Genomic DNA, 19,246 nt, shown 5'->3' with positions numbered 1-19,246 from the left:
TCATGAAATACGGTATTCTGATGTGACAAAACCTGAATCCTGGTCGTTAAAGTGTTTGTTTGCACTCATATTTTAACTGTTAGGACTCAGGTTTTTTTATTTAAAGCAAACTATGGGACAGCAGTGCCCCGAAGGGCATTTTTAATTCTATTCTTCACCATCATAATACCAATATACTTCACCCCAATCTTGTTCAGAAAGCGTTGGTAAAATCTCACCTTTACTAAAGTGCTGACGCTGATTTGGCTGGGCAGGAGTCGTCCAAAAACCTGTTTTCGTGGATTGCTCTCCACCTTTGATTTTAATTTTTTCTATAGTGGTTTCTGCTGAAACCGATTCAGCTTGCGATCTAGCAAAATCGACTAAATCTTTCGGATAAAATTGATGCTCTCGATAAGTTGAATCGTCAATATCTAATAGCCATGTCACAGCTGCTGCTTCCCATGACCAATAACCAAAATAACTGATGCCTGATCTAATATCAGGTTGTGGATGTTGATCATGATAAGGTTCACGACGACTGGCTTCATACCAATCTTCTAAGTATTGCAACATCATTGCTGGACGCTTTTCTGCATCAGCATCAAAAACTTTAATGAGCTTACGATAAGGCAAATGACGACGTGCATCGTTCGGTGGTATGCCTCGATCTGTTACAAATGGAGCAATCAATCGCTCGATTAAACCATCTTTTTCCTGCCCTTCAGGCGTTGCTTCCACATAGTCGATAATCGTCATAATTCGACTCATTTGATCTGCATACCCTGTCAGTAAACCAAAGCATATCAATCGTAATGCAATATACCAATAATCTTCAGTTCCTAAAGAAATATGCCAGACATAACGTCCACCTGCATCTGGGCTTAAATTATAAAGATGACTCGTTTCAGCATACTCTTCTGTCCAATGAAGAATATATGGGTAAAGTTCCGTTAAAAAATTTAAATCTCCACCCGCGGAATATTGTAAAGATATTAAGTTTAAAGCATCTTGTAAGCGTTGATGACCAGCTGCGATATATCCGCCAAATTTAGAATCATTTTTATACTTATTGAAACCGTCTGTAACGGAATATATACCATTCACTAAAATGTCAAATCGTTTATGATACATTTTTGATTCAAGAAAGTTATCTCTATATTTTTTTGAATCTTTTACTTCTAAATTTAACCAACTGTGCCAATCTATATCTTTATCACTTACTTGTATCGACATTCTTTTATCTCTCCAACATCTCATTGAGTAAAACAAATTCTAATTTAATCCCGTGTGCCGTGACTGTCCGTGTGCATTTGGGTTTATTTAAACCTTTACATTTTTCATGATGATCAAATTTTTCGCCTGTAATTATGACTAGGCTTTATCATAAAAAAATAAGCCACCCTATAAGGATGGCTAAATCTTGCGATATTCTAAGTTTATTTTTCACCATCAAAATACCAATATACTTCACCCCAGTCTTGTTCTGAAAGCATTGGTAAAATGTCACCTCTATCAAAATATTGACGTTCATTTGGTTGGGCTGGCGTCGTCCAATAACCTGTTTTTGGACATTTATCCCCACCTTTGATTTTAATTTTTTCTACCGAATCTTGTGCTTGTACTTTTTCTGATTGTGCTTTAGCAAAATCAACTAAATCTTTTGGATAAAATTGGTGATCTCGATAAGTTGTATCATCAATATCTAACAACCATGTAACAGCTGCTGCTTCCCATGACCAATAACCATAATAACTTCTACCAGATCTTAAGTCGGTTTCTGGATGCTGTTCAAAGTATGGTTCACGACGACTGGCTTCATACCAATCTTCTAAGTATTGCAACATCATTGCTGGACGCTTTTCTGCATCCGCCTCAAAAACTTTAATGAGCTTACGATAAGGCAAATGACGACGTGCATCATTCGGTGGTATGCCTCGATCTGTTACAAATGAAGCAACCAATCGCTCGATTAAGCCATCTTTTTCCTGCCCTTCAGGAGTTGCTTCCACATAATCGATAATTGGCATAATTCGCTTTATTTGATCTGCATAGCCTGTCAATAATCCAAAGCAAATTAAACGCAAAGCAATATACCAATAATCTTCAGTGCCTAAAGAAATATGCCAGACATAACGTCCACCTGCATCTGGGCTTAAATTATAAAGGTGACTGGTTTCTGCATACTCTTCTGTCCAATGAAGAAGATACGGGAAAAGTTCCTTTATAAAATTTAAATCTCCACCAGCAGAATATTGGAGTGACATCAAATCTAAAGTATCAATAATCCGTCTTCTTCCAGAAGCAATATATCCGCCAAATTTAGAATCATTTTTATAATGACTAAATCCATCTACAACCGTATATAATCCATTGACAAATGTATCAAATCTTCTATGGTACATTTCTTGTTCTAGTAAATTGTCTCTAAATAAACTTGCATCTTTTATTTCAAGACTCAACCATCTTTGCCAATCGATTTCTTGATCATTTACTTGTATCGACATTCTTTTATCTCTCCAACATCTCATTGGGTAAAACAAATTCTAATTTAATCCCGTGTGCCGTGACTGTCCGTGTGCATTTGGGTTTATTTAAACCTTTACATTTTTCATGATGATCAAATTTATCCCCCGTAATGGTGACTAAACTACGATCATAAGGACATTTGATAACAATAGCTTTACCTAGTTTTCTTGTTGAAGTAGCTTTAAATTTAACTTTCTCCCACTCTTCAATAGCATCCAATAATTTATCATGTTCTTTAACTATCTTAGCGGAAGAAATTTTCCGAGAAATCCACAAGTGTGACATTTGTACGCCATCACTCACTGTTGTTCCCACTGACCGCTTGACTTTGTCATCTTCATCTGATGCCATATAAACATCGAGACCCATTTTCAATGCCATCATGGCTGCTTTAGGCGTCATGAGTGTTCGATGGCTCAATGCATTGGTCGCTTTACTGTCTGTAATACGATACTTATGTGCTAGTCGAGCACTATGCCAAACATGATCAAGTCCGTTATGACCCGTATCGTGATATTCGTACAGCACACCATTATTATTAATTTTAGAGCGACTTTTCATGCGTTTTACATAGTAATAATCCGTAATGTGCTCACCACCTGAACCAAGTTCTTGATTCGATCTTCTTTTTCGCTGTAATTGTTGACGTCGTGTTGAAGTATTTTGACGACCTGGGCTTACATTATTTCCTCCAGTATTTCTTGATACATTGCCATTTTGCTGAGTTCGTGGGGCTGGATTTTGATTTGGTCTACTGGTTGTTGTCGGTGTTCGAGTCGTAATTGGAGCTCTAGCTGTAGTGTTAGGATAAGGAGTTGCTAGTGCCTTTTTATGGGCTGCTTGCATTTCTTTCATAACCATATCAATTTTTTGATTGGCAACTTTCTTCATTTGCTGAAGCTGAGTTACTAATGTTTTTAACTTAGCATTGCCGAGAACAGCTCGTGTCATCCAACTATCAAAAACGCCAATTAAACCATCAATAATTTTATTACTAGTTGTTTGCAGCTCTCTTGTGTATGTATTCCAATTTAAGGTTCTAAACCATTTATCTACATCACCACGTAATGTTTTGCTTGGTATTGCATCCAAAATAGCTCCCATAGCTTTACCTGAACGCAATTGTTTAAAAACAATTTTTAATCCATCACCAGCAATTGGAACAAATGCAACAAGATTAAATACCAAATCAAACCAATTCTCTTTATTATCTGGCTTTTCTGATATTTTAACGACTGAGACAATCACATTCCCGACATCAACGCCTTGACCAACAAAGGGTATACAACCTATCACAACTGCAACAATAATTTGAGCAGGACTGGAGCCACTACCATCAAGTACACCTTTAATCCATTGAGCCGCCGATTCTTCCCCTTTAGCTGTTATTCTCACAGCTTGCGTTGAACCCTTGGCTACGGCAGTATTCATTGTTTATCTCCTAGGTCTAATCTAGAAGTAGAATCATCTGTAAGTAAAATTTCTTCTAAATCATCTGCTATTGCATCGTCTACATCATTTTGTTGTGGTATTAATTGTTCTTCATAATCGCTTACATGATCGTCGTATTCGATATTATTTGACGTGAGCATCTCTTCAATTTCATCAGGGAAATATTCATCTAATAATGCATCAAGTTCCTGTTGATTATATTTTTCAATTAACTGCTCTGCTTCAGTAACACTCATCACTTTTTGATCTTTGAAAGGATTATCAACTTTTTCTCTATCTGGTTTCGCCTCAACACTACTAAAGCCATAGTAGACTTTAGGTTGAGTTTTATCACTAGGAATAGTGACTTTGGCATAACCTTCGGCATCTAGTACTCCTTCTTGAGAAGAACCATCAGCAAAAATCAATTTAAATGGAGCTTGTGCAACAGGTTTTAAGTCATCATAAATGTATTTTAATTCCACTTTATTAGGTAATAATTTAAAGGTAGGTAAAGCTGGAAATTTTGCTGATACATTCTTTCCATTCACAAACTGATGCTGCCCTGCTTTAACCTCAAACTTACCGCCAGTCGTAGGAAAAATCCCCGAAGCATTTATTTTTAGTTGCGAACCGCCTGCGGTCAGTACGATTTCTTTCGCACTGGTGATGTCGACATTTGCCTCCGTCGAAATAATCTGCACACCCTTTCTAGCAATCAGATCAGCACCATCCCCTTGAGCTTGAATCTCGATCTTGCCTTTGCCTGCATAGAGTCGTGCCCCTTCTTGCGCTGCAAATAAACTGATCTTTTTGCTGGCATGTCCGATGATGCTGTCTTGCGTGCTGGTGTTAATGCTTCCTTGTGCAATCTGGTTGATCTGTCCATCTGCACTGAGGTGGATGTCTTCGTTACTTTCTAAGGCAATTGAACTTGGTGAAGCCAAGAGCATGATCGCTTGTTTGAAAGCCGCGGCTTTGCTTTGGTCTTCACTCTCTAAGTTCTTGAGGTAGCCCTGTAGGTTTTCGAGTAAGCTCAGTGGATCAGTTTGTTGGTTTTTGGCCACTTCACTGAGGTCTTTCGCTTGTTCCTGTTTGTAGGTAGAGATGAGTATACCTTCTCCTGCACGCACTGCCCCCTTTGATCTGTTCTGAGTTCAAAGATTTCATCATAAGGGGTAGCATTACAAAGCGTTCAATTAAATAAAAGCCTAGAATGACTTTCTATTCTTCACTGTCATATACCCAATATTCTTCGCCCCAGTCTTTGCTAGATTTATTCATTACGGTTCCTTTGGTGAAATACAGTCGTTTTCCTTTATCATTAGATAAAATCCAATAACCTGTTCTTGGGCATAATTCTCCCCCTATAACTTTTAAATCAGGTGTAGCAAAAGTATCTACATCCTCACCCCCAATATCTTCAAACTCACCTTCTATTAACTCAACGAAATACCAGCTAGAATCAAAGCTAGTAAATGCATTTCTTGAGATTAATGATGGGGTTAGTTCCAATTGTACTTCTCGATCTGATTTTAAATAATCCCAATCATCTTCTATTCGCTTATTTTTAATATTTTCAATTGCGAACGCCCTTAACTCTTCAGAAGGAGTCCATGCTGTATATTCATTAAACTTAGAAAATAAGTCCTTTCCTAAAGCATTTAATGTTTCACACTCTTCTAATTGCCCACGTGTAAAACTATTTTCATCACGATAAGTCCAAGCAAATTGTGGTACGCCATATCGATCACCCACAGGAATATATACCCCTGTTTTTGGAATAATTTCCCCACTATTTACACGTATGTCTGTACGAAGCTTAAATTTAGGTACTTTATATTCAAAAATTCCCAGTTCTTTAATCACTTCAAATAAACCATATAAACTCCATGATCTTGGAGGCTTTACGCAAGAGTCGTAATAACTACATAATCTATATAATTCATCAAAACGCAATTTAAAATCAGCTTCTTCTTCTTCTGACATCCAGTTCGGTCGAAACTCGCCTAACATACGTGCTGTATTATATGCAGGTGTCCAGCCATATTTTTCCTGTTTCGTTTCTTCAATAATTCTGATTAGACCTAATCTGAAATCGAGTAAAGATGGGTAAGCATAGGTACTCCAATTAGCTGAAGTATCCCCCATTCCCCAACCTTCTTGCAATAAAACACGGTCACGATACTGCTGATCAGCCAAATCAATTACTCCACCAGTATATTGAATCAAATCATCCAGTTTGGTCAGTAACATTTCCAAATAAGATCGTGAAGTAACATAATAGATTAGGGCAACTGATTGTTTTTGAAAACGAGTCAATTTAGAACAGCTTCTAAGCATAAGTTAGTCATCACTATCAAACTACCAAAACTCCTCATCCCAATCAGATTTGATCTCAGGTAGAATTTTACCATCATCAAAACTTTATCATTATTTTGACAATCTAATCTTGTATACATAAATTATTTCTTATTAGTAACTTCTAAATACCAAATCGTTTCACCCCAACTATTATTCTCAAACTCAGGAAATACTTCTCCCTGTTCAAAATAACGGGATTGCAATTGATTTGCAGGACTCCACCAATTACCTGTCTGTTGACAAGTCTGCCCAGCAAAACCTTTTAAATTTTCAGCTTGAATAGTCTCAGATGACCCACCCTCGTCTGCAATTCGTTCAACCAATACCCATTCCGTATCTTCCTCATGATCATATTGTGGGCAATCTGGATCAAGTCCCACTAATGCTTCTATCGCATCATGCCCTTTAAGCAGCAGCTGTGCACTTGCTTCCTGTATTTCAGGAATGTAAATACCATCCTGTGGCACAGTTTCGCCTGTTTTGACCGTAACATTTTGGTTTAACTTATATATTGGTAAAGATGATGGTAAGTTTAACTCTCCTAAATAATCTGAATCATAGTCTTCTTTTAAAAAAGTCATAGGCCAGCTACCAAAAACTGTAGCTTTAATATTAGATGATAACTTACTAGCTTTACTTTGCCATTGATCAAATAAGGCTAAATTACCCTCATCCATCCAATCAGGGAAATAGTCTATTCTTTGATTTCTAAAGTCAGTCACCACATTCCCTGCATATTGTAAAGCAGATAAATCACCCTCTAATAAACGTTTATATCCATAATTTAATGCCTCTAGAGTTGATCGAAAATTAGGCAAAACATGCTCACCCCAAACCACATCGGGCTGTTGTGAAATATGACGGTTCCGATAATCATAAGGTAAATCTTGCATAAATAGCTCGAGCGCATCCCCTGCTGCATCCAGCATATTCTTAAAAGTATCGACTAGTTCGCTAAAGTATTCAGCCGAACTATAGCGTTCTAATAAATAAATTTCTTGAGGATGAATCTTAAACTTAGACATTATTTCTTATTCGTCACTTCCAAATACCAAATTGTTTCCCCCCAACTATTATTTTCAATCTCAGGAAATACCTCTCCCTGTTCAAAATAACGGGATTGTAATTGATTTGCAGGACTCCACCAATTGCCTGTTCGTTGGCAAGCCTGACCAGCTAAACCTTTTAAGTTTTCTATTTGAATTGTCTCAGATGACCCACCTTCATCTGCAATGCGCTCTACTAAAGTCCATGTGGTCTCATAATATATGTTTCTTCCAGTTTCTTGATCTTGAATCGCATATCGTGGAGCAAAACCATTATCATCTTCTGGACTAGCTGCTAAAAATTTTAAATTATTGTCAAATCCACCACAAACATAAATACCTGTTTTAATTATCTTTTCTCTAGAATCCACTTTCACTTCTGGATTTATCCTATAAATAGGATAAGAAACTGGTAACATTACATCTATATTATTAAATCTGCTTAAACTTGGAAAATTTTCTTCCAAAAATCCTTTTTCCCAATATGTGGGATAAGTATTCCCAATAATCGAAGCATAACTTTTGGCAATTGAATAGTAATTCCAACATTTTTCTACTCTATCTTTAGGTAAATCATCCATCCAATGTGGAGAAAATTCACTTAAGCCTTTATCATTGGAACGAACATCACCCACACAATCCAAATATGTAAAATCTCCTGATTTTATTTTTACATAACACTCGTCCATATAGTCCATTGTATTTCTTAAATTAGGTAAAACAGTTTCTCCCCATTGAATATCTGCTTGCTCAGGATGAGGTAAACTTCGTAAACTATATGGTAAATTATGCATATAGATTTCAAATAGTTCTTCTAAACTATCTAAAAAAAGACGGTAGTTATCTCGCATAGTTTCAAAAAATGCTAGCGAGCTAAATTGTTCTAATAAATATGCAGCTTTAGGATTTACGCTATAACACATATTTACTTCTTATTCGTCACTTCTAAATACCAAATCGTTTCACCCCAACTATTATTCTCAATCTCAGGAAATACTTCTCCCTGTTCAAAATAACGGGATTGCAATTGATTTGCAGGACTCCACCAATTACCTGTCCGTTGACAAGTCTGACCAGCAAAACCTTTTAAGTTTTCAACTTGAATTGTCTCAGATGAACCACCTTCATCTGCAATGCGTTCAACTAGTACCCAAGTACAATCGCCATAAAAAGTCTCAAATGTTTCAGGATCCATTCCAGTAGCTATAACACTTCCTACTCCTCTACCTTCCTCCTCACTTGCTGCCATAAACTCAATTCTGTTTCTATCTTCTTCACAAATATAGATACCTGTTTTCCCAACGTTCTCATTAGATTTAACTATTATTTCTGGATTTATCCTATAAATTGGATAAGAGTCAGGTAAAACTAGATTGATTTCATGAAATATATCAGCTTCAGGATAATCAATAACAAGCTCATCAATATTCCAATAGGTTGGATAAGTATTTGAAATAATTGAAGCATAACTTTTGGCAATTGAATAATAATCCCAACATTGTTTTACTTTATCTGTAGGTAAATCATCCATCCAATGTGGAGAAAACTCACTCAAACCTTTATCATTAGAGCGTATTTCTCCAGTACAACGTAAATAAGTAAAATCACCTGTTTTTATTTTTGCGTACGCAGACTCTATACGATCCATCGTATTTCTTAAATTAGGCAAAACAGTCCCCCCCCATTGAATATCTGCTTGTTCTGGATAGGGTAAACTTCTTAAATTATAGGGTAAATTATGCATATAGATTTCAAATAGCTCTTCTAAACTATCTAAAAAAAGATGGTAGTTATTTCGCATAGTCTCAAAAAATTCTAACGAGCTAAATTGTTCTAATAAATATGCAGCTTTAGGATTTACTTCGTAATTCATGATCTTCTCTATCTTGTTTATCTCGGTTTATATTCTAGTTTGGCAGCTAAACTATAATCGCCCATTTTAGTTTGCAAAGTTGGAACTCCAACCATTGAAAAATCACCAATTTCTGTGTCCGTACCATAACCCCAACCTGTCAATTTTCGCTTGCTTAGTCCGGAAGTAACCAAGTCATTGGGATCTAGTACGATCTGAATACCTCCACCTTTTAAATAAAACTCACCAAGCTCTTGTGAGGCAGCAGGACCTTCCCAAGCATATAACTTTTTACCTTTAGGGACTGTATATTCAAGATATTCACCATTAGCATTCCAGCTCGCCCAAACTGCAAATTTATCACGCCACTCTTCACGGCTTTTTAGCTTTTCAAACTCGGACTTACGCATCCAACAAATACTATTGTCAAAACTACCTGGCGCTAATACACGCACTAAAATATCACCTTCATTAAATATTTGTGCTTTAATTAATTTCTCTCCCTTTGGACCTTGAGCAAAAGTATCAAATTTTCCTTTTAAAGGGTGTGTTAGTTTAGGATTTTTCAATGCAGGTTGCACATTTCCTAAACTAGGATGGAATGGTGTAGTTGCTGTTTTGGGGTCTTTTCTAGCTTTAGGAAAAGGTAATCGCCCATTTTCTGGAGTTAGATGAACCCAATTTGGCTTTTGCTTACGAAATGCTTTAAGTTCTTCGCCATCACCCAATCTTCTAAATTGGGTCACATTTCTAACATTAGTCGTCGCTTTAAAAGCCTGATCACCCTCTTTCTCGATTCTAACCGCCAATCTTTCCAAAAAGTCTTGCACAGGTTTTAAAAATTCACCAAGTTTTTGATTCGCCAAGTTACGGACATCAATTACGGTTTGCAACATTTGTCGTGCTTTTGCACCAATTGCCTTACTTGCATATTTATCAATAAATTTAACCGTATCTCTTAAATACCCTACAAGTTTATCAAACACACCCAACAAAGCCTGCTTGGTCAACATGCCTTTAACTTCTCGAATTTTGCTCGCTGTTGCTTTATAAATATTGGTAATCTTTGCGTTTTTAATGGCTTTTTTTACCGCTGGGCGTGCAAGAAATTTATTTAACTCTGTAATTCCACTTTCAATCGCAGGTTCAGCAAACTTATAAATATTTCCACCTGTAAACTTTAAACCTTTGGTTGCAGGCTTAAGCATAAAGCGTCTAATAGGAGCCAAAATAACTTTGAAAACCCCTTTAAATAGTGAACCCAATACAGGAAATAAACCAATCAATGTCAGAATCAGCCCAACCCATGCCCACGGATTATTACTGTCTTCTTTAATCTTTGTTGCATTCGCACAAATATCCCGAACATCACAAATCTGATCTACAAAAGGAATCATCGAAATCACTGTACCCGTGACAATTTGTGCAGTCGTTTGATCTTCAGCAAAATCTCCTTGTAATACAACCCAAAGCCATTCTGCGATATCCGCCGCAGTTTCTTTTCCTTTCTTGATTGCATCATTTACTGGAGCTGTGAACCATGCTAAGGCATTGGTTAACTCTTTTTTAGATGGTAAAAAATCCGGCATTAAAATTGCCCCTTATTCTTATCAATCTTATTCAACTCTGCCATGACGGTATCAAACTGATCCCAAGGCTTGTCTTCTTCCATTTCAGGCTGCTCATACTCAACTCTAATCGCTTTCTCTGGAACGTTTTCATGATGAGCTTTACCATGCTCATCTAACTTTCCTTCAATAACCTGATTATTTTGAAAAAAGATTTTATAGCCCAAATTTGAAAATGGTTGACGATCTACATCTAGATGTTCTAAAGCAATCCAGTTTTTATTATCAAATTCAGGTAGAGCTAGCAATTGTGCATTTACTTGTGCCCCCCCCACAAACAAATGCTGCCCCGCTTTCACCTCAAATTTACTTGCAGTCGTAGGAAATATCCCTGAAGCATTTATTCTTAGTTGCGAACCGCCTGCGGTCAGTACGATTTCTTTCGCACTGGTGATGTCGACATTTGCCTCAGTCGAAATAATCTGCACCCCCTTTCTGGCAATAAGATCTGCACCATCACCTTGGGCCTGAATCTCAACCTTGCCTTTACCAGCATACAGACGTGCACCCTCTTGTGCTGCAAATAAACTTAGTTTCTGGCTGGCATGCGCAATCAAAGATTGCTGTGTGCTGAGGTTAATACTCTCTCCGGCACTGTGGCTGATCTGACCATCCGCAGAGAGATGTACATCTTGCTGGCTACTTAAGGCAATAGAGTTTGGTGCGCTAAGAATCATTAAGGCCTGTTTAAAAGCAGCGGCTTTGCTTTCATCCTGCTGTTCGATCTGTTCCAGGAAGTTCTTTAAGTTATCGAGAACTTCTAAAGGATCAGTCTGCTGGTTTTTGGCCACTTCACTTAAGGCTTGAGCATTGTTCAGGCTGCTTTCTAGCTGACTCTTGGCTTCACTGGCATCGAGATGGTTGCCTTCGGCCTGTGCCTGTGGATGGGTGGAAATTAGTAGCCCTTCTCCAGCACGAACTGCGCCCCACTGATCGGTTCTCAGTTCAAAACCTTCACCACGACCGTCACTTTCGGCACTGGCTTTGGGATGACTTAAGTTCCCCAGGTTCAGTTGGGTCACGCCATGGCTGCTTTGCAGCTGGGCAGAGATCTGCTTCGGAGTATCATCAAAGCGCAGCTGGTTAAAGCCACTGCCCTCAATTTCCTGTGAGCGGATCCCGCTGAGTTTTTTGGTGTCGGGTAGTTGGCCTTGTTGGTCGAATTGGGTTGGCGAGCGTTCTGCTTCATGTAAACGACCAACCACGAAAGGCCGGTCGATGTTACCGTCAAAGAAGTCGATCACCACAATTTCATTAATCCGTGGCAGGAAACGTGCCCCGTAGCCTTCTCCGGCCCAAGGCGTCAGTACATCGACCCAGGCGGAATCGGTGTCATTGTCATTACTGCCGGCCCCGCCATCATGCTGATGGTCATCACTGCGGGTAAACAGGAAACGGACTTTAATCCGTCCCCATTCATCGACATGGATGCTTTCGCCAGCAGGACCGACTACCCGGGCGCGCTGTGGATGAGCCGCCGGTCGGTGCTGTAGTGGATGGTATTCCGGGACGGTGCGGATATTGCGGCGTTGCAGGGCTAAGGTATTGCCTTGACGTTCATCCGGGTGTTGTTCGTGTTGAAAGCTAAAATGGCTATGCCAGTGGCTTTGACTGAGTAACTGGTTAATCTGCTGATTGAGGTCTTTGGGTAAGTTGTTCTGGTTATAGAACTGTTTGCCGGTAATTAGAAATTCTTTGTCGGCTGCGCTGTGCTGGTCAATTTCCGGGTGTTCATTCAGTTCAAACCAGTAGCCGACCTGGGCATCACGGACGGTGGAATGGGCACTAAAGTATTTGGATTGCAGGTCGTTGTAGTGGCTGAGGTTCTGGTTCAGTTTATCCAGCTGGTTGTTGGAAGAGGCTGTGGCCTGGTCTTCGCCATTTAAATCCTGCATCCAGGCCGGGCTGATCTGCCAGGCTTGTTCCAAGCTCAAGCTGGCATTGTCCTGATTATGGCTGTGCTGGTGTTTGCTTTGCACTGAACCGGCGCCTTCTTCCTGGCTCAGGCTATCTGACTGCCAGCGTTGCAGATGTACGGCAGTCGGTTGCAGGCTGCGCTGGGCAATCAACTGGGTGATGCTGTCCAGTTGTTCGGTGGCACTGGAGCGATGAAAGCGGATACTGCGGCGGTTTAAGGCGCTGTACTGGCTGTTGTCATCAATCAGGCGTAATTTCTGGGCCTGTATCGGGCTGCTGGAATGTACGACCTGTAACTGGGCTTCATCAATCAGCCAGTTAATGCCTTCACTGCGCCAGAGCCGGGTCAAAAAGTCATAGTCGGTTTCATTGGACTGCATGATAAAGGGACGCACATCCAGTTCCTGGGTCAGTCCGGTTAAGTCCAGGGTCAGGCTGGCGGCAAAGAGCGGGCTTTTGTTTTGCCATTCTTTAAATAAAATTTCACTGACCTCACGCACGCTTTTATTCATAAACACACGGCTGTTACGGCGTTTATGCCAGAGTGCAGTCGGATCTTCTAGCGTGAGTTTATAGAGGGTGAGTGAGCCATCACTCTGGCCTTGCGCGGCTGCGGTGATAATACCGCTGCTGCGAAACAGCTGGCCCTGGTCAGTGACCTGATCGACGGCAACCTGCGCGCCAATAAACTGTTTTAACGGAATCTGGGCATTGGTCGAAAGACAGATCAGTTCGGCACATAAGCCCTGATTGAGCTGGTGTTCACCATCGATGCGCTGTAAAAAAACATCGGTATTTAAGGCAGGCTGAGAAAATTGAATATGGAGGGCACGTTTTTGTGGGCTGAGGCCTAATTTTTCTAGTGCTGCAAATATATTGCTTGGCATCATTGTTCTGTAATAAATAGCTAAAAAAAAGTGTGGCTATTTTATACAAAATAACCACATAAAACATCGCTTCAACCCGGCCGCTTGTTTATCAATATGTAACTATCCGATAAAAAGCATGGCCTTTAAAACCGCGGCATTGTCGGAGGATGACCTAGCCTTTTTTGACCAGATAATGAAATTCTTTATTGCCAGCAGCATCCAGCACTTCTTCCTGTAACAGCAGCTCATGACCCAAATGCATACAGAATTTTGGAATATCCCACGAAGTAGAATTGTCGGTGGCAAAAATCTCCACCACATCGCCCGATTTAGATTTACGAATGGCTTGATGCAACATCATCACTGGTTCAGGGCAACGCAGACCGCGCGTATTTAGCTGAATGGCAGGGGTAATGGATGAATCAGACATAATAAAACTCGGCGAGATACAATTTTTCTATTCTAACACAAAGCCAGCAAAACCACTGATGCTGCAAGCTGGCTTTATCCGCCTGATAAATCATCAAATTCATTGTTTCGGCGAAAGTCGATAAACAATAGACAACTGTATTTTCTGCGGTATGATTAAATCAAGTTTTTTAGATACAACGAGTCTTTAGGAAGGATCATGCACGAGGAATCAGGCCCATCGTGGGGTATGCGTGGCTTACGTAAATGGTTAGGTACTGCACCGGAAACCCGCGATGAATTGCTAAAATTAGTACAAGATTCACGTCGTTTTTTAGAACCCGATACTGTGGCAATGCTGGAAGGTGTGCTGGATTTGCCGGCCACCAAAATCCGTGAGGTTATGACCCCGCGCACCTCCATGATCAGCTTGCAGGAAGATGATGAGCTGCTGGATATTCTGCATGTACTGGTCGAGTCGGCCCATTCACGCTTTCCGGTCTTCTCTTCAGACCAGCCTGACAATGTAGTGGGGATTCTGCTGGCCAAAGACTTGTTACCCTTTCTGACCGAACCAACGCCGAAGGTCGATATCCGGGCACTGATGCGTCAGCCACTATTTGTGCCAGAAAGTGCGCGTTCCGATCAGGTCCTGCGTATGCTGAAAAATACCCAGACCCATATTGCCATTGTAATTGATGAATATGGCAGCACTTCAGGACTGGTAACCCTAGAAGATATTCTGGAAGAAATTGTTGGTGAAATTGAAGATGAGCATGATCAGGCCGATGCCGAAGCACAATATATTGTGCCCGATCATGATCCGCAGACCGCCAACACCTGGCTGGTACAGGCACTTACACCAATTGAACACTTTAACAATGTTTTAGATGCTGATTTTTCTGACGATGAAGTAGAAACTGTCGGCGGTTTACTGCTTCAGGAAATTGGATTGGTGAGTGATCTGCAAGGTCAAATTATTGAAATTGGGGATTGGCAGTTTAAGATTCTTGAAGCAGATGCACGCACTATTCATCTGATTCGAGCTGTACGTCAATGAGGACTTATTTCACCAAGCTGTTAGATTCATCCCAACAACACAAACAGCTCCCGCTAGTTTATCCCCTGCTGATTGCCTTAATCGCAGGTGCCATTTTCAGTTTTGCCCTGGCACCGTATTATTACTGGTGGATTGCCCTGCTGTCTCCGGCCTTGCTTTATGCAGTTTTACGTCAGCGCTCTGCCAAACAGGCCTTTTTTATTGGCTGGGCCTACGGTATTGGCCTGTGGTTTGTCGGTGCCTTCTGGCTATATACCTCCATTCATGTCTATGGAGATACCCCGGCCATTTTAAGCGTGCTGATGATTGCGATTATGGCCTTGGCCATGGGGCTGTTTACCGCCATTCAAACCTGGCTGTATCGCCGCTTCTTCCCGGAAACGCCACTAACTTTCGCTCCGCTATGGGTGTTCTTTGAATGGGCCAAAACCTGGGTATTTACCGGTTTCCCGTGGCTATTTGTCGGCTATGCCTTTACTGAGCGTTTTCTGGACAGCTATGCGCCCTTATTCGGGGTGTTCGGAGTGTCGTTTGTGGCCCTTATTCTGGCCTGTGCGCTGGTGGAAATTCTGAATAAACGCATCTTCTGGCTGGTGCCGTCATTGCTGCTCCTGGCCGGTGCTTGGGGTGCTTCCCAGCTCAGTTTTGTCAGCGAGAAAGATGAACCGCCGCTGTCCGTGTCCTTGATTCAGGGCAATATTCCACAAGACCTGAAATGGCTGACCGAATATCAACTGAAAACCCTGCTGATCTACAGTGAACTGACCCGCACCGAATGGGGCCGCGACCTGATTGTCTGGCCGGAATCTTCCATTCCAATGTTCCAGACCGATATCGAACCGTTTTTAGCGGCCATGAAAACCGAGGCGGAAAAATCGGGAAGTGCCTGGGTCACCGGTATTCCGTATTGGGACCTGCCTGAATCTCAGCAAAATGGCCAGCCGATGTACTACAACAGTATTATGGCCACCGGTACAGATTCAGAAGGCTTATACAAGAAACAGCGCCTGGTGCCATTTGGTGAATATATTCCTTTATCCGGCCTGTTAAGCTGGGTCTTGCCGGCCTTGCAGAATGATCCATCCATGAGTGGTTTTTCGCGCGGTGCCAAAGAACAAAAGCCGCTGATGATTCATAACTCACCGTTGGGTGCAGCCATCTGTTATGAAGTGGCCTATCCGAATCTGACCCGTCGTAATGCCAGCCAGAGTGATTTTCTGGTGACTGTGTCCAATGATGCCTGGTTTACCGGTACAGCCGGCCCGTGGCAGCATTTACAGATGGTGCAGATGCGTGCCAAAGAAAATGGCCGCTGGTTTATTCGGGCCACCAATACCGGCGTGACCGCTTTTATTGACCATCAAGGCCATATTGTGCAGCAGGCCCCGATTGATCAGGAAGCAGTGCTACGCGGTGAATTACCGGCAATGCAGGGCCAGACCTTGTACACTCGCCTTAGTGATTGGCCGGTGCTGATCTTCTCCTTCCTGTTGCTGGTTTTGGGCTGGATCTATCGTCCACGTAAAGTAGATGTCAGCTTTAAGTCGAGAAGATAATTCGCCTATGAAGTCCCCCTTTATCAAAGGGGGGTTAAGGGGATTAATTTTATAAATCCCTCCCTTGCGAAGCAGTGCTTCTCACCCTTTGTAAAAGGGAGGAGTAATAAAAAAAACCGAGGTTCATGCCTCGGTTTTTTATTGTCTACATTTAAAGCTGGGTCACCAGATAGGACAGCATCGCCGCCAGAGAGAGCATCGGCAGATAGCGATAAACTTTTACCACTGCCTGCTCAAAGCAAGAAGCCTGTTCTGGTTCTAGTTTTAAAACAGTGGCTTGTAGCGCCGACCAGAAACTTAAGAGCAAGCACGAGCTCATCAGGCTCAGGGCGAAGAAACCGACCATAATCTGGCTGCTGCCTTCGGTGCTTTGCCAGAGATGCAAAAACCCCTGACTCAAGGGAAGCAGGCTTAAAATCAGCAGAACAGACTTCAGCATCGTCCAGTGAAACTGGTTAATTTCATCCGACAAGATTAATGCTTTCATACCATCCTCCAGACAAATATGTGCCTTTTGACTTATTATGAACGGTTTTAATGAAATAAATAGATGATATTGCTCCACATTCCCAGGATTATTGTAATCAGTACTGTTGGAAATAATTCTTATTATGAATCTCAAATCTGGAAGATTATCTTAAATTCATATTTATCAGAATATTAGAATATTTTTTATAATTAAGAGCTATTATCACTTCACCTTTAATTGAATAGTCCAATCAGGTGAAGTGATATATTCCATCACGGCATTTATAATCAAGCCGGCTTAAGGCTGATAATAAATATCGGCATCGGTGCCTTCACCGCCCTGCTGACCATCTGCACCAAAAGAATACAGGTCAAAAGCGCGACCTTCAGAGCCTGGAATCACATATTGAATGTCATTGTCCCAGCTGTCTTTTGGATAACCGCCTTTGACATAACCACCCGGCAACCAGTTTTTAGCTGACGCGGGCTGATTGACCAGCGCATCTAAACCACCATCCTGCATGGACGGATAACGGCCATTGTCCAGCTTGTATTGATCCAGCGCGCCGGCCACACCTTTTAAGGTAATTGCGGTGGTATCGACTTTGGCTTTTTCACCACGGCCCATCACGTTCGGGACAATTAGCGCCGCCAGCACGCCTAAAATGACAATCACCACCATTACTTCAATGAGGGTAAAACCGGCCTGTTTATTCGAATAGGATTTCCGTTGCATCAGGTTCTCTCTTGAATCTTTCATCATTTGTTATCTTCAATGGGTCTCGATTTAAATCATATTATTCATATTGACAATAGGCAGCATCACCGCAATCACAATCACCAGCACAATACTGGCCATCAGCACCAGCATTAAGGGCTCCAGCAGCGCCAGTAAGGTCGAGATGAGCGTGGTCACCTCCCGATCCTGCATGGTCGATGCGCGCTCCAGCATCCGGTCGAGCTCACCCGATGCTTCACCACTTTTAATCATTTGTACCATCATCGGCGGGAAATAACCACTGCGCTCCAGCTGGGTGCCCAAGTTCCCCCCTTCGGTGACTTTCTCGGCCGCCAGATTAACCGAATCGCGGATCACCCAGTTACTGCTGACCGCAGCGCCAATTTTTAAGGCATCAACCAATGGTACACCGGACTGGGTCAGAATCGACAGGGTGCTGGCAAAACGTGCTGCGTTTATACCACGTGACAGTTTACCAAATAGTGGCAGTTTGAGGGTTAAACGATCAAATGCATAATGGCCGGCCGAGGTTTTTAAAAAGCGGACCAACAGGAAGATGCCCAGAATCGTCCCGACCAGCAAAAAGGGCCAGGCCAGACGGATAAAATCACTGGCTTGCATTAACGCCACGGTAATCCACGGCAAGGCGCCTTTGTCCTGATCAAAGGTTTTGACAATATCCGGCACCACATAGGTCATCAGCCCCATCACAATGGCAAAGGACATCAGCATTAAAATAATCGGATAAATCATCGCGCCCTGCACTTTTTTCTGCATGGCAAAGCGGTTTTCAGTGTAGTCCGACAGCTGGTCCAGAATTAAATCCAGATGTCCAGAACGTTCCCCGGCGGCAATGGTGGCAATATATAAATCCGGAAAATGCCCCGACTGCTGCAAGGCATTGGCCAGTGAATATCCTTCTAAAACCTTGGAGCGTACTGACAGCAATAAATTCTGCACATGGGCTTTTTCACTTTGCTTGGCCACGGCGCGCAAGGCTTCTTCCAGCGGGATGGCTGCGGCTACCAGTACCGACAGCTGCCGGGTCATTAAGGCCAGATCATAAGCGGTCATTTTTTTCTGGAACCAGCGCTGGGCCTGATGCTTCTGTTTTTGTTCTACCGGATCAACACTAATCGGGATAAGGGCCTTGTCACGCAATTGCTGACGAATCTGCCGTGCAGAATCCCCTTCTAAAACCCCTTTTTGCTGCTTTCCTGATGCATCAAGGGCTGTAAACTGATATGCAGGCATTGTAATGCTCTAATTTTCCAAAAAATTATTCAACGCAGTTGCGTCTCACCACCAAAATCATTCATATTCTGAGATATAAATTATTTGCTCACTCTATCATAACTCCAGATCGAGCACGACGACATTTTCATCAGGAAGCAGACCCG

General features: G+C 41.7%; 15 protein-coding genes and 2 pseudogenes. 2 read left to right on the top strand and 15 right to left on the bottom strand.

Going from position 1 to position 19,246, the window contains the following annotated elements:
* Positions 1–147: 147 nt before the first annotated feature.
* The 12 genes and pseudogenes from FTU50_RS03875 to tusA form a co-directional block, all read right to left on the bottom strand.
* On the bottom strand, positions 148–1,215 hold the full coding sequence (locus tag FTU50_RS03875) for a PoNe immunity protein domain-containing protein (RefSeq protein WP_180055209.1): 1,068 nt from the start codon (positions 1,213–1,215) through the stop codon (positions 148–150).
* 4 nt (positions 1,216–1,219) lie between these two features.
* A pseudogene (locus FTU50_RS15700) lies at positions 1,220–1,360 on the bottom strand (hypothetical protein); the annotation flags it as partial.
* Positions 1,361–1,418: 58 nt separating this feature from the next.
* Positions 1,419–2,486: a PoNe immunity protein domain-containing protein gene (locus FTU50_RS03870; protein ID WP_127800293.1), complete on the bottom strand. Its 1,068-nt coding sequence runs from the start codon at positions 2,484–2,486 to the stop codon at positions 1,419–1,421.
* Between the two features lie 4 nt (positions 2,487–2,490).
* Positions 2,491–3,939, bottom strand: coding sequence for a hypothetical protein (locus FTU50_RS03865; protein WP_127801905.1), 1,449 nt, complete (start codon positions 3,937–3,939; stop codon positions 2,491–2,493).
* Positions 3,936–5,107, bottom strand: a pseudogene (locus FTU50_RS03860) (DUF2345 domain-containing protein); the annotation flags it as partial. The pseudogene FTU50_RS03860 and the gene FTU50_RS03865, both read right to left, overlap by 4 nt.
* Before the next feature lie 56 nt (positions 5,108–5,163).
* Positions 5,164–6,282, bottom strand: coding sequence for a hypothetical protein (locus FTU50_RS03855; RefSeq protein ID WP_180069504.1), 1,119 nt, complete (start codon positions 6,280–6,282; stop codon positions 5,164–5,166).
* A gap of 122 nt (positions 6,283–6,404) precedes the next feature.
* The gene (locus FTU50_RS03850) at positions 6,405–7,328 is read right to left on the bottom strand and encodes a hypothetical protein (RefSeq protein WP_180055213.1); all 924 of its coding nucleotides are present in this window, start codon (positions 7,326–7,328) and stop codon (positions 6,405–6,407) included.
* Entirely contained in the window at positions 7,328–8,272 is a 945-nt protein-coding gene (locus tag FTU50_RS03845; RefSeq protein ID WP_180055215.1) for a hypothetical protein, read from the bottom strand. Before FTU50_RS03845 ends, FTU50_RS03850 begins: the two co-directional genes overlap by 1 nt.
* Positions 8,273–8,274: 2 nt before the next feature.
* The gene (locus FTU50_RS03840) at positions 8,275–9,222 is read right to left on the bottom strand and encodes a hypothetical protein (protein ID WP_180055217.1); all 948 of its coding nucleotides are present in this window, start codon (positions 9,220–9,222) and stop codon (positions 8,275–8,277) included.
* A 17-nt stretch (positions 9,223–9,239) separates the two neighbouring features.
* Entirely contained in the window at positions 9,240–10,790 is a 1,551-nt protein-coding gene (locus FTU50_RS03835) for a hypothetical protein (RefSeq protein WP_180055219.1), read from the bottom strand.
* A complete protein-coding gene (locus tag FTU50_RS03830; protein WP_180069501.1) occupies positions 10,790–13,636 on the bottom strand; it encodes a type VI secretion system Vgr family protein in 2,847 nt (948 codons plus the stop codon). The genes FTU50_RS03835 and FTU50_RS03830 overlap by 1 nt, the downstream gene beginning before the upstream one ends.
* Positions 13,637–13,787: 151 nt before the next feature.
* On the bottom strand, positions 13,788–14,045 hold the full coding sequence (gene tusA / locus FTU50_RS03825; RefSeq protein WP_005181880.1) for a sulfurtransferase TusA: 258 nt from the start codon (positions 14,043–14,045) through the stop codon (positions 13,788–13,790).
* Between the two features lie 198 nt (positions 14,046–14,243).
* Between tusA and FTU50_RS03820 the strand changes: the two genes are divergently transcribed.
* Together FTU50_RS03820 and lnt are read left to right on the top strand one after the other, a co-directional pair.
* Complete coding sequence (locus FTU50_RS03820; RefSeq protein WP_005181878.1) at positions 14,244–15,083, top strand: HlyC/CorC family transporter; 840 nt, start codon at positions 14,244–14,246, stop codon at positions 15,081–15,083.
* The gene (gene lnt / locus FTU50_RS03815) at positions 15,080–16,639 is read left to right on the top strand and encodes an apolipoprotein N-acyltransferase (RefSeq protein ID WP_168391332.1); all 1,560 of its coding nucleotides are present in this window, start codon (positions 15,080–15,082) and stop codon (positions 16,637–16,639) included. The genes FTU50_RS03820 and lnt overlap by 4 nt, the downstream gene beginning before the upstream one ends.
* A gap of 151 nt (positions 16,640–16,790) precedes the next feature.
* Here lnt and FTU50_RS03810 read toward each other — a convergent pair whose 3' ends face one another.
* The 3 genes from FTU50_RS03810 to gspF form a co-directional block, all read right to left on the bottom strand.
* Positions 16,791–17,126: a hypothetical protein gene (locus FTU50_RS03810; RefSeq protein ID WP_045795389.1), complete on the bottom strand. Its 336-nt coding sequence runs from the start codon at positions 17,124–17,126 to the stop codon at positions 16,791–16,793.
* A gap of 279 nt (positions 17,127–17,405) precedes the next feature.
* On the bottom strand, positions 17,406–17,843 hold the full coding sequence (gene gspG, locus FTU50_RS03805) for a type II secretion system major pseudopilin GspG (protein WP_005181871.1): 438 nt from the start codon (positions 17,841–17,843) through the stop codon (positions 17,406–17,408).
* A gap of 51 nt (positions 17,844–17,894) precedes the next feature.
* Positions 17,895–19,100, bottom strand: a complete 1,206-nt coding sequence (gspF, locus tag FTU50_RS03800; RefSeq protein WP_045795388.1) for a type II secretion system inner membrane protein GspF — start codon at positions 19,098–19,100, stop codon at positions 17,895–17,897.
* Positions 19,101–19,246 lie beyond the last annotated feature (146 nt).

Source organism: Acinetobacter sp. YH12112 (assembly GCF_013418945.1).
Taxonomy (GTDB): Bacteria; Pseudomonadota; Gammaproteobacteria; order Pseudomonadales; family Moraxellaceae; genus Acinetobacter; species Acinetobacter indicus.
The sequence above is the reverse complement of the archived record's forward strand: the minus strand, read 5'-3'. Positions and strand labels throughout refer to the sequence as shown.

Coding starts and splice junctions, on each gene's coding strand:
- FTU50_RS03875 (WP_180055209.1), bottom strand. CDS start 1,215: ATGTCGATACAAGTAAGTGATAAAGATATAGATTGGCACAGTTGGTTA.
- FTU50_RS03870 (WP_127800293.1), bottom strand. CDS start 2,486: ATGTCGATACAAGTAAATGATCAAGAAATCGATTGGCAAAGATGGTTG.
- FTU50_RS03865 (WP_127801905.1), bottom strand. CDS start 3,939: ATGAATACTGCCGTAGCCAAGGGTTCAACGCAAGCTGTGAGAATAACA.
- FTU50_RS03855 (WP_180069504.1), bottom strand. CDS start 6,282: ATGCTTAGAAGCTGTTCTAAATTGACTCGTTTTCAAAAACAATCAGTT.
- FTU50_RS03850 (WP_180055213.1), bottom strand. CDS start 7,328: ATGTCTAAGTTTAAGATTCATCCTCAAGAAATTTATTTATTAGAACGC.
- FTU50_RS03845 (WP_180055215.1), bottom strand. CDS start 8,272: ATGTGTTATAGCGTAAATCCTAAAGCTGCATATTTATTAGAACAATTT.
- FTU50_RS03840 (WP_180055217.1), bottom strand. CDS start 9,222: ATGAATTACGAAGTAAATCCTAAAGCTGCATATTTATTAGAACAATTT.
- FTU50_RS03835 (WP_180055219.1), bottom strand. CDS start 10,790: ATGCCGGATTTTTTACCATCTAAAAAAGAGTTAACCAATGCCTTAGCA.
- FTU50_RS03830 (WP_180069501.1), bottom strand. CDS start 13,636: ATGATGCCAAGCAATATATTTGCAGCACTAGAAAAATTAGGCCTCAGC.
- tusA (WP_005181880.1), bottom strand. CDS start 14,045: ATGTCTGATTCATCCATTACCCCTGCCATTCAGCTAAATACGCGCGGT.
- FTU50_RS03820 (WP_005181878.1), top strand. CDS start 14,244: ATGCACGAGGAATCAGGCCCATCGTGGGGTATGCGTGGCTTACGTAAA.
- lnt (WP_168391332.1), top strand. CDS start 15,080: ATGAGGACTTATTTCACCAAGCTGTTAGATTCATCCCAACAACACAAA.
- FTU50_RS03810 (WP_045795389.1), bottom strand. CDS start 17,126: ATGAAAGCATTAATCTTGTCGGATGAAATTAACCAGTTTCACTGGACG.
- gspG (WP_005181871.1), bottom strand. CDS start 17,843: ATGCAACGGAAATCCTATTCGAATAAACAGGCCGGTTTTACCCTCATT.
- gspF (WP_045795388.1), bottom strand. CDS start 19,100: ATGCCTGCATATCAGTTTACAGCCCTTGATGCATCAGGAAAGCAGCAA.